This is a genomic window from Inquilinus sp. NPDC058860 (assembly GCF_042743185.1).
Classification (GTDB): Bacteria; Pseudomonadota; Alphaproteobacteria; order DSM-16000; family Inquilinaceae; genus Inquilinus.
Genome location: NZ_JBHYMS010000108.1, coordinates 1 through 9,746, shown reverse-complemented (window position 1 = coordinate 9,746; position 9,746 = coordinate 1). Strand labels below are relative to the sequence as shown.

Here is a 9,746-nt window from a genome sequence, read left to right as displayed (position 1 = left end):
ACCCCCTCCCCCTACCCCCCTCCCGCAAGGGGAGGGGGGACTCGAGCAGTGAGGCCCGTCGATGACCGGCCGGGTCGCCCGATCGCATCGGCGGGCCGGGTGGCTGTTCCTGGCGCCGACGCTGGCGGCGCTGGTGCTGGTGGCGCTGTGGCCGCTGCTGCGCACCCTGTTCTTCTCGATCACCGACGCCACGCTGGACGATCCGACCACCTACGGCTTCGTCTGGTTCGACAACTTCATCGACGTCGCCCGCGACCCGCAATGGTGGCGGGCGGTCGGGAACACGCTGGTCTTCACCATCGTCTCGGTGGCGCTGGAGACGCTGCTGGGCCTCGCCATCGCCCTGCTGCTGAACGAAGCGATCCCCGGCCGCGGCGTGCTGCGCGCCGCCATCCTGGTGCCGTGGTCGATCCCGGTCGTGGTCTCGGCCAAGATCTGGGAATGGCTGCTGCACGACCAGTTCGGCATCATCAACCGGCTGCTGATCGACCTCCACCTGATCGACAAGGGCGTGGCCTGGACCGCGGACCCGTCGCTGGCGCTGGGCGTCGTCATCTTCGTCGACGTCTGGATCACCACGCCCTTCATGGTGCTGCTGATCCTGGCCGGGCTGCAGCTGATCCCGGGCGAGATCCACGAGGCGGCACGGGTCGACGGCGTGTCGTGGTGGAAGCGCCTCGTCTCGATCACTCTGCCGATGCTGCGGGTGCCGATCGGCGTCGCCGTGCTGTTCCGCACCCTCGACGCGCTGCGCATGTTCGACCTCAGCTACGTTCTCGGCGGCAACGGCGAACCGACCATGACCATGACGATCTATGCCCGCAACCAGCTGGTCAGCTTCCAGGAGCTGGGGTACGGCTCCGCCGCCTCGACCTGGGTGTTCCTGCTGATCGCCCTGATCGCGATCGTCATCATCGGCGCGATCCGGCTGGACCGGACGACCGTCAGATGACCGCCGTGGCCGCCCCCGACATGGCGATGGTCCGCGCCGCCGCCCGGTACCGCCGGCGCCGGCTGCTGAAGACCGTGGGGCTGGGCGTCGCCGTCATCCTGGTGCTGATCTACACCCTGTTCCCCTATTACTGGGCGATCGTGTCCTCGCTGAAGACCGGGGCGTCGCTGTTCGAGGCGACGCTGCTGCCGGCCTTCGAGCTGGTCTACTACAAGGCGCTGCTGCACGACCCGGTGTTCCTGGGCTCGATCGTCAACTCGCTGATCGTCGCCGGCTCGGCCACCGGGATCTCGCTCGTGCTCGCCATCGGCGCCGCCTATGCGCTCGGCCGGCTGGACTTCCCGCTGCGGCGGACGGTGCTGCTGGTGATCCTGATGATCTCGATCTTCCCGCAGATCGTGGTGCTGTCCGGGATGTTCGAGCTGGTGCGCTGGTTCGGCCTGTACAACCGGCTGGGGTCGCTGACCTTCGCCTATCTGATCTTCACCCTGCCCTTCACCGTCTGGGTGCTGACCGGCTTCATCCAGGACATCCCGCGCGAGCTGGAGGAGGCGGCGCTGATGGACGGCGCCAGCCGCGGCCGGGTGCTGGTCAGCGTGCTGCTGCCGCTGATGGGCCCGGCCCTGGCCTCGACCGGCCTGCTGGCCTTCATCCAGGCCTGGAACGAGTTCCTGTTCGCCCTGACCTTCATCCTGTCGGACGAGAACCGCACGGTGCCGGTGGCGATCGCCACCATCTCCGGCGGCAGCCGCTACGAATACCCCTTCGGCCCGATCATGGCGGCCTCGGTGGTGGTCACCCTGCCCCTGATCGTTCTGGTGCTGATGTTCCAGCGCAAGATCGTCGCCGGCCTGACCGCCGGGGCGATCAAGGGGTAGGTCCCGTTCGGCCGGCCATCGTCTTGACGGCGCGTTCGCGTCATGGGGAGATGCCTGGGGGCACAGCCATCGCGAGGGGGAAATGCGGCGCTCAGCCTGGTTCACTCTGCTTCTCCTGTTTTTGCCGGGATGCATCAGCGGCCCGGATCACGCCGAACAGCTCGCTGCCGACAGGCAGAAGTGCGGCGAATTCGGCTTTCAGGACGGGACCGATTCCTTCGCGAATTGCGTGATGAAGCTCTCGATGAAGCGGGAGCGCGAGCAACCGCCGGATCACGACACCCTGGTGAAGCGCTACCGTGCCCTCAGCATGGAACGGCGCGGTGATGATCGCTATCCGGTCTGCGGCGCCGCCGAGATGGACAACGAGCTCGACACCTCGATGAACAAGTGGGTCGGGCCGAACTGCCAGATGGCGCCCGACTGAGGCCCGGCCGCCGGGCGGTCGCCGCCTAGACCGCCCGGGCGAGGAGCGCCGGCGCGGCCTCCGCCGATTCCACGATCAGCCGGCCGAGCTCGCGCGCGCAGGGCAAGGTGGTGCCGGGCCGCCAGATCAGGGCGAACTCCACCTCCGGCAGCGGCGGCAGGCCGTGGCGGCCGTCGAGGATCTTCATTCCCGGCTCGATCTCGTCCCGGGCGATCATCGAGGCGGCCAGCCCTGCCAGCACCGCCGCCCGCAGCCCGTGCTGGTTGCCCGAGGTGAAGCCGGTATGCCACTCGACGCCCGAAGCGGTGATGGCGTCGACGGCGATGGCGCGGCAAGGGCAGGGCGGCGGGGCGAGCGCGAGCGGCAGCGACGTGCCCGGTGTCCAGTCGAAGGTCTCGGCCGCGGCCCAGACGAACTGGGTCCGCCGCAGCACCGTGCCGCCGGTCTCGCCCGGCCGCGACATCACCACTGCGAGATCGAGCTCGCCCGCCTCGACCTTGGCGCGCAGGTCGAGGCAGACGCTGACCGCCACCTCCAGCCGCACCTGGGGGAAATCGCGGGCATAACGGCGAAGGAGATGCGGCAGCCGGTCGCCCAAAAAATTCTCCGGCACGCCGAAGCGGACGACGCCGGAGACCGCGGAAGGCAGGAAGCGTCGGGTCAGCATGTCCTGCGCCTGCAGGATCTGCTCGGCATGGCGCAGGAACTCCTGGCCGTCCTCGGTCAGCAGCAGCTTGCGCGTGGTCCGGTGCAGCAGCGGCCGGCCCACCTGCTCCTCCAGCCGCCGGATCTGATGGCTGACGGCCGACTGGGTCAGGTGCAGCCGTTCGGCCGCGCGGGTGAAGCCGCCGGCGTCATGGACGGCGACGAAGGCGCGCAGCAGGGCAGGGTCGAAATCCATCTCACAAATATATGATGGCGGAAAATGGACGCCACAAAATTAATTCATTTCCATCATGAAAGCGGATTGGCCAGAGTCAGGTCCAGGCCCGATCGAGCGGCCCACCCCACCACCCTCCGCCGCGCCGGCACCGGTTCGCGCAAGCCTTTGGCGCGACGGCGCGGCCTGTTGCTTCGAGAGAAGTCTCATGGCTCTGTCCCCATCTGCCCGGAACACGGCCGCGTTGGTCGGCGTCTGCCTGGCGTCGCTGATGTTCGGCCTCGAGATCTCCAGCGTGCCGGTCATCCTGCCGACGCTGGAGACGGCGCTGCCCGCCGATTTCCGTGGGCTGCAATGGATCATGAACGCCTACACCATCGCCTGCACCACGGTGCTGATGGCGACCGGCACCCTGGCCGACCGCTACGGCCGCAAGCGCGTCTTCACCGTCACCACGGTCGCCTTCGGCGCCACCTCGCTGATGTGCGGGCTGGCCGACAGCGTATCGCTGCTGATCGCCGCCCGCTTCCTGCAGGGGCTGGCCGGCGGCGCCATGTTCACCTGCGTGGTCGCGATCATCTCGCACCAGTTCCAGGACGGGCGCGAGCGCGGCCGCGCCTTCACCACCTGGGGCGTGATCAGCGGCGTCGGCCTCGGCTTCGGCCCGATCATCGGCGGCCTGATCGTCACCTGGTCGAGCTGGCAATGGGTGTTCCTGATCCATGTGCCGCTGACTGTCCTGGCGCTGATCCCGGCCCTGATCGGCATCCGCGAATCGCGCGACCCGCACGCCCGGAAGCTGGACGTCGCCGGCATCGCCACCCTGACGCTGGCAGTGTTCGGCCTGGCCTTCCTGATCACCCAGGGGGCGGAGCTCGGCCGCGCCACGGCGATCGGACTCGCCGTCCTGACCCTCGCCGGCTTCGCCGCCTTCGTGGTGGCGGAGCGGATCAACCCGCATCCGATGTTCGATTTCTCGGTGTTCCGCATCCGCCGGTTCAGCGGCGCGATCATCGGCTGCGTCGGCATGAACTGCTGCTACTGGCCGTTCATGATCTACCTGCCGATCTACTTCCAGGGCGGGCTCGGCCTGGACGGCCGCACCGTGGGTTTCCTGCTGCTGGCCTACACCATCCCGTTCCTGATCACCCCGCCGCTGGCCGACCGCCTGCTGGAGCGCCGCGGCCCGCGCATGGTCATCCCGTTCGGCATGGCCGTGATGGGGACGGGCTTTCTGCTGATGTGGCTGGGCGCCGGCGTCGAGCAGGCCGGCTGGCTGACCGTGCTGCCCGGCACGCTCCTGGCCGGGATCGGGCTCGGCCTGACCAGCACGCCGGTGACCAACACCACGACCGGGTCGGTCCCCGCCAACCGGGCGGGCATGGCGTCCGGCATCGACATCAGCGCCCGGCTGATCACGCTGGCCATCAACATCGCGGTGATGGGGCTGATCCTGGTGGAAGGGATCCGCTGGTCGCTGCCGGACGCCGTGGCCGGCGCTCTCGACGCATCGCAGCTGCAGGCGCTGGCCGCGTCCGTCGCCGCCGGCAATCTCGCCGCGCTGCCGCAAGCCTATCCGGGGCTCGTGACGCTGGACCCGTCGGGCACGGCCGTCCACGGCGCGCTGGTCGAGGGTTTCGGCTGGGTGATGCTGTATGGCGGCATCGGCGCCTGGGCCCTGGCCGCGGTCAGCTTCGCGATCTTCGGCCCCGAGCGGACCGCGGCCCGCGGCCGGGCAGTGTGCGCCACGGCGGACTAACCCAGCCTTCCCTCGCGCAGCGCGGCGATCAGCCCGTCGCAGCCGGCCTCGACCAGGTCCAGCACATGTTCGAAATCGGCACTGCCGCCGTAATAGGGGTCGGGCACGTCCCGGCCCTCCAGCCCCGGCGCGTGGTCGAGGAACAGGCCGATCCGGCCCGGGCCGGCGACGGCCAGGCGGCGCATCCGGTCGAGATGGCCGCGATCCATCGCCAGCATCAGGTCGAAACGGCGGAAATCCGCCCGCTCCAGCTTGCGGGCGCGCAGCGGCAGCAGGTCGTAGCCGCGGGCCGCCGCCGCCCGGATCGCCGGGGCGTGCGGCGGCTCGCCGGCATGGAAGCCCTGGGTGCCGGCGCTGTCGACCGCGTGGTCCAGGCCGGCGTCGGCGAGCTTGGCCCGCATCACCGCCTCGGCGGTCGGCGAACGGCAGATGTTGCCGGTGCAGACGAACAGGATGCGCATGCCGCCTGGATAGCCGGGGCGCACCCAGGCGGCAAGGCGACCGATGGTTACAGGCCGATGCCTGTCATCCCCTCCTTTGTATAGCGCGCACCAGCAATGGCGTCGGGCACGAACAGGGTGTCGAGCGCCAGCACCTGGTCCGGGGTCATCCGGATCGAGGCGGCCGCGGCATTCTCCGCCAGATAGGCGCGGCGCTTGGTGCCAGGGATCGGCACGACGTTGTCGTGCTTGGACAGAAGCCAGGCCAGCGCCACCTGGGCCGGCTTGGCGCCCAGGCCGGAGGCGAAATCCGCCAGCGCCTCGGCCAGGCGCCGGTTCTGCGCCAGCGCCTCCCCGGCGAACCGCGGGTGGACGCGGCGGAAGTCGTCCGGCGCCAGCGACGAGGTGTCGGTCACTGCGCCGGTCAGGAAGGCGCGGCCGAGCGGGGAATAGGCGACGAAGGTCGTGCCCAGCTCGCGGCAGGCCTGCAGCATCCCTCCCTCCGGCTCGCGGCTCCACAGCGAATACTCGCTCTGCACCGCCGCGATCGGATGCACCGCATGGGCCCGGCGCAACGTCTCGACCGAGACCTCGGACAGGCCGATCTGGCGCACCTTGCCGGCCTGCACCAGCTCCGCCATCGCGCCGACCGTCTCCTCGATCGGCACCTCGGGGGTGCGGCGGTGCATGTAGTAGAGGTCGATGACATCGGTGCCGAGGCGCTTGAGCGAGGCCTCGGCCGCGGCACGGATATAGGTGGGGGAGTTGTCGACCCGGCGCTCGTACCGGCCGGGCTCGCGCACGATGCCGAACTTCGTCGCCAGCACCACCTGGTCGCGGCGGTTCTTCAGGAAGCGGCCGACCAGCTCCTCGTTGTGGCCCAGCCCGTAGGTGTCGGCGGTGTCGAGGAAGTCGATGCCGTGCTCCAGCGCCGCGGCGAGCGTGTCGAGCGACTGCGCGTCGTCGCGCGGCCCGTAGAATTCGGACATGCCCATGCAGCCGAGGCCGATGGCGGAGACGGTGGTGCCGTCCTGGCCGAGCGCGCGTCTGTCCATGGTCCTTCTCCTTGCTTCGGAGGCCGTCCGGTCGTCGTGACCGGCGGCACGGCAGGAGAATGGGGCTTGGGCGACCATGCGATAATCCGTAGATATGCGCATGAGCTGATGAACAAGGTTCAGCAATGGCCCGTCCCGACCTGTCCGATCTGGCGGCCTTCGCCGCGGTGGCGCGGCATCGCAGCTTCCGCCGTGCGGCGATCGAGCTGGGCGTTTCGGCCTCGGCCGTCAGCCACGCGATCCGCGGGCTGGAGGAGCGGCTGGGCGTGCGGCTCTTGAACCGCACCACCCGCAGCGTCACCCCGACCGAGGCCGGGGAACGGCTGCTGGCGCGGCTGCAGCCCGCCTTCCGCGACATCGCCGAGGCGGTGGAGGAGGTGAACCAGTTCCGGCACAGCCCGGTCGGCACGCTGAAGATCAACGCCTCGATCCCGGCGGCGGCGCTGGTGCTGGCGCCGATGGTGGCGCGCTTCCTGGCCGCCTATCCCGACATCCGGCTGGAGGTCGCGGTCGACAGCGCCCTGGTCGACGTCGTCGCCAGCGGCTTCGACGCCGGCATCCGCCTGGGCGAGCAGCTGGAGCGCGACATGGTGGCGGTGCGCTTCGGCGGCGAACAGCGGTTGATCGTGGTCGCCGCCCCGTCCTATCTCGCCGGCCGCGCGCCGCCGCAGACGCCGCGCGACCTGGCCGAGCACCGCTGCATCGGGTACCGCTTCCCCAGCGGCCAGGTCTATGCCTGGGAGTTCGAGCAGGATGGGCGGGAGCTGACCGTGCCGCCCGCCGGGCCGCTGATCGTCGACGAGCAATGGCTGATCATCCGCTCGGCGCTGGACGGCGCGGGCCTGGCCTTCGTGTTTGAGGAGATGGTCACGGCGGAACTGGCGGAAGGGCGGCTGGTCCCGCTGCTGCAGGACTGGTCGCCGCCCTTTCCGGGCTTCTTCCTGTACTACCCGCGGCAGCGCCAGATGCCGGCGGCGCTGCGCGCCTTCGTCGACTTCGTGCGCGCCGACAACGTCAGCCGTTCACGGGAATGACCGAGCCCTGATAGCGGTCGCGGATGAACTTCGCGACCGCTGGCGAGGTCAGGAGTTCTGCCAGCCGCTTGATCCGCGGGTCGTCCGCCAGCTTCGGCGTGGTCACCAGCAGGTTGGCGTAGGGGTTGTTCTCGGCCTTCTCCAGCCCCAGCGCGTCCTTGGCCGGGCTGAGGCCGGCCTCGAGCGCGTAGTTGCCGTTGATCACCGCCAGGTCGACATCGTCCAGCGCCCGCGGCAGCAGCGCCGATTCGACCTCCAGCACCTTCAGGTGCTTCGGGTTCTCGGCGATGTCGTTCGGCGTCGCCAGCTGCTTGTCCGGCTCGGCGAAGCCGTCCTTCAGCTTGATCAGCTTCTGGTCCTGCAGCAGGTAGAGGGCGCGGCTGAGATTGGTGACGTTGTTCGGCACCGCGACGGTGCCGCCGTCCCTCACCTCGGCGAAGCTCTTCGCCTTGCGCGAATAGACGCCGAGCGGCTCGATATGCACGGCTGCGGCGACGGCGAAGGTCTCGTCCAACGCCTCCTCCTGCGAACGCAGATAGGGCAGGTGCTGGAAGTAGTTGGCGTCGACGTCGCCATGCGCCAGCAGCTCGTTCGGGTTCACGGCCGTCGACAGCTCGACGATGTCGAGCTTCAGGTCGGGCGCCTGGCTCTGCACGAAGGCCAGGATCTCGGCATGCGGCACGGCGTCGGCGGCGACCTTCAGCGGCGCGTCCTGCGCCGCGGCGGCGCCGGCCAGGGCGAAAGGCAAGGCGGCAGCGATCGCCGCCCGCGCCAGGCGGGCGGTCAGGGTACGGATCATGATGGACCTGTGGTTCGGTTGGCGCGGCGTGTTCAGGCGATGGCGGCTTGGGTCGCCAGCACATCGGCGTAGTGGCGCTGCGCCACGTCCGGGTGCGAGCGTAGCCGGCCCTTCAGGTAGTTCGGGCCGACGTCGTGGAACAGCGGGTTCTGCGGGTCGCTGGCCGGGCCGCGCGCCTCCGCCGCCAGGGCCGGCGGCAGGTCGAGCAGCGGCACGGTGGCATCGAGCCGGGCGCCGAGGAAGAAGGCGACCGACAGCCGGTCGGCCCCGGCCGGCGGCGTGATCACCCGATGCACCGTGGCGCGGAGATAGCCGTTGGTCGCGAGCTCCAGCAGCTCGCCGATATTGACCACGAAGGTGCCCGGCACCGGCTCGGCGTCGATCCAGCTTCCGTCCTCGCCCTCGACCTGCAGGCCGCGCTGGGTGTCCTGCAGCAGCAAAGTGAGGAACCCCGAATCCTTGTGCGCCCCGACGCCCTGGCTGCTGCCGGTGGCTTCGCGGCCGGGATAACGGATGATCTTGATGTGCTGGTTCGGCGTGTCGCCATAGATCGGCTCCAACGCGTCCTCGGCCTGGCCCAGGGCCGCGGCGAAGGATTCGAGCAGGCGGATCGCCACCCGGGTCAGCTCCGCCTGCCAGCGCAGCAGCACGGTCTTCAGCTCCGGCTGCGCCGCCGGCCACTGGTTCGGCCCCTGCAGCCGCAGCCAGGGCGGCACGCCCGGCCCCTGCGGGATCGCCGCCCGCTCCGCCCCGATGTCGAACTGCTCGCGCCAGTCCGGCTCGCCGCGGGTCCGCTCCCACGCCGCCCGGGTGTAGCCGCGGAAATGCGGCGAATGCACCATCTCGATCGCCAGCTTGTCGGCCTCGGGCAGGGCGAAGAAGCGGCGCGCCTCCGTCTTCACCTGCGCGACCAGCGACTCCGGCACGCCGTGCCCGCCGAGGTAGAAGAAGCCGACATCCCGGGCAGCCGCGCGCAGCCGGCCCAGGAAGGCCTGGCGCGCTTCCGGGCCGGCGTCGAGCCGGGACAGGTCGAGCAGCGGAAGGGCGAGGGTGGCGGTGGTCATGGCAGCCTCGGGCAGAAAGAGCGGCGCAATCGCGCGATCCGTCAATTTACATAACTTGAACATATGATCATTTATATAACAAATTTATAATGACCATTACTCTCCGCCATCATTGCCGGGCTTGACCCGGCAATCCAGAAGATGTCGACGCTCTCTGGATGCCCGGGCCAAGCCGGGCATGACAGAGGGGCCTTGCCGAATCAGGAGCGGCCGCGCCGTTCCGTCAGCGCCGTCGGGTCGGGCGGCGGCCGCAGGCTCTCATAGGCCAGCCGTACCGCCGCGGCGCCGTGGGTGCGCTCCAGCCGACGGACGGTGAAATGGGCCCGCGCCAGGCGCCGGAAATGCTCCAGGAACGCCAGGTTGACCATAGCGCCGGCGGCGGCGCCCAGCACCGGCGCGGCCTGGGCTGACAGCTTCAGCAGCACCGGGCCGCTGAAGCGGGCGGCGACCACCGAGAC

The 9,746-nt window shown here is 69.9% G+C and carries 10 protein-coding genes and 1 pseudogene; 5 read left to right on the top strand and 6 right to left on the bottom strand.

The annotated features are described in order from the left end of the window. Nucleotides 1–61: 61 nt before the first annotated feature. The 3 genes from ACFW16_RS35460 to ACFW16_RS35450 all read left to right on the top strand — a co-directional run bounded on the left by ACFW16_RS35460 (nt 62) and on the right by ACFW16_RS35450 (nt 2,257). Nucleotides 62–952 carry a carbohydrate ABC transporter permease gene (locus tag ACFW16_RS35460; RefSeq protein WP_380313817.1) on the top strand — a complete coding sequence of 297 codons (891 nt, stop codon included), beginning with the start codon at nt 62–64 and terminating at the stop codon, nt 950–952. Continuing rightward, a complete protein-coding gene (locus tag ACFW16_RS35455; protein ID WP_380313816.1) occupies nt 949–1,830 on the top strand; it encodes a carbohydrate ABC transporter permease in 882 nt (293 codons plus the stop codon). Before ACFW16_RS35460 ends, ACFW16_RS35455 begins: the two co-directional genes overlap by 4 nt. 82 nt (nt 1,831–1,912) lie before the next feature. Next, entirely contained in the window at nt 1,913–2,257 is a 345-nt protein-coding gene (locus ACFW16_RS35450; protein ID WP_380313815.1) for a hypothetical protein, read from the top strand. Between the two features lie 25 nt (nt 2,258–2,282). Here the strand turns inward: ACFW16_RS35450 and ACFW16_RS35445 are convergent, their stop codons facing one another. Continuing rightward, the gene (locus tag ACFW16_RS35445; RefSeq protein WP_380313814.1) at nt 2,283–3,158 is read right to left on the bottom strand and encodes a LysR family transcriptional regulator; all 876 of its coding nucleotides are present in this window, start codon (nt 3,156–3,158) and stop codon (nt 2,283–2,285) included. Between the two features lie 187 nt (nt 3,159–3,345). On the opposite strand from ACFW16_RS35445, the gene ACFW16_RS35440 reads away from it, so the two are divergent. After that, a complete protein-coding gene (locus ACFW16_RS35440; protein ID WP_380313813.1) occupies nt 3,346–4,896 on the top strand; it encodes an MFS transporter in 1,551 nt (516 codons plus the stop codon). Here the strand turns inward: ACFW16_RS35440 and ACFW16_RS35435 are convergent. Further along, a complete protein-coding gene (locus ACFW16_RS35435; protein ID WP_380313812.1) occupies nt 4,893–5,357 on the bottom strand; it encodes a low molecular weight protein-tyrosine-phosphatase in 465 nt (154 codons plus the stop codon). The two genes, ACFW16_RS35440 and ACFW16_RS35435, sit on opposite strands and share 4 nt — an antisense overlap. Nucleotides 5,358–5,404: 47 nt before the next feature. Then, nucleotides 5,405–6,391, bottom strand: coding sequence for an aldo/keto reductase (locus tag ACFW16_RS35430; RefSeq protein WP_380313811.1), 987 nt, complete (start codon nt 6,389–6,391; stop codon nt 5,405–5,407). A gap of 125 nt (nt 6,392–6,516) precedes the next feature. On the opposite strand from ACFW16_RS35430, the gene ACFW16_RS35425 reads away from it, so the two are divergent. Next, a complete protein-coding gene (locus tag ACFW16_RS35425; RefSeq protein WP_380313810.1) occupies nt 6,517–7,425 on the top strand; it encodes a LysR family transcriptional regulator in 909 nt (302 codons plus the stop codon). Here ACFW16_RS35425 and ACFW16_RS35420 read toward each other — a convergent pair. The 3 genes and pseudogenes from ACFW16_RS35420 to ACFW16_RS35410 all read right to left on the bottom strand — a co-directional run. After that, nucleotides 7,406–8,224 (bottom strand): MetQ/NlpA family ABC transporter substrate-binding protein, encoded by an 819-nt coding sequence (locus tag ACFW16_RS35420; protein ID WP_380313809.1) that lies wholly within the window; start codon nt 8,222–8,224, stop codon nt 7,406–7,408. The genes ACFW16_RS35425 and ACFW16_RS35420 overlap by 20 nt on opposite strands. 32 nt (nt 8,225–8,256) lie before the next feature. After that, on the bottom strand, nt 8,257–9,288 hold the full coding sequence (locus ACFW16_RS35415) for an isopenicillin N synthase family dioxygenase (protein ID WP_380313808.1): 1,032 nt from the start codon (nt 9,286–9,288) through the stop codon (nt 8,257–8,259). A gap of 200 nt (nt 9,289–9,488) precedes the next feature. Next, nucleotides 9,489–9,746: pseudogene (locus ACFW16_RS35410) on the bottom strand (hypothetical protein); the annotation flags it as partial.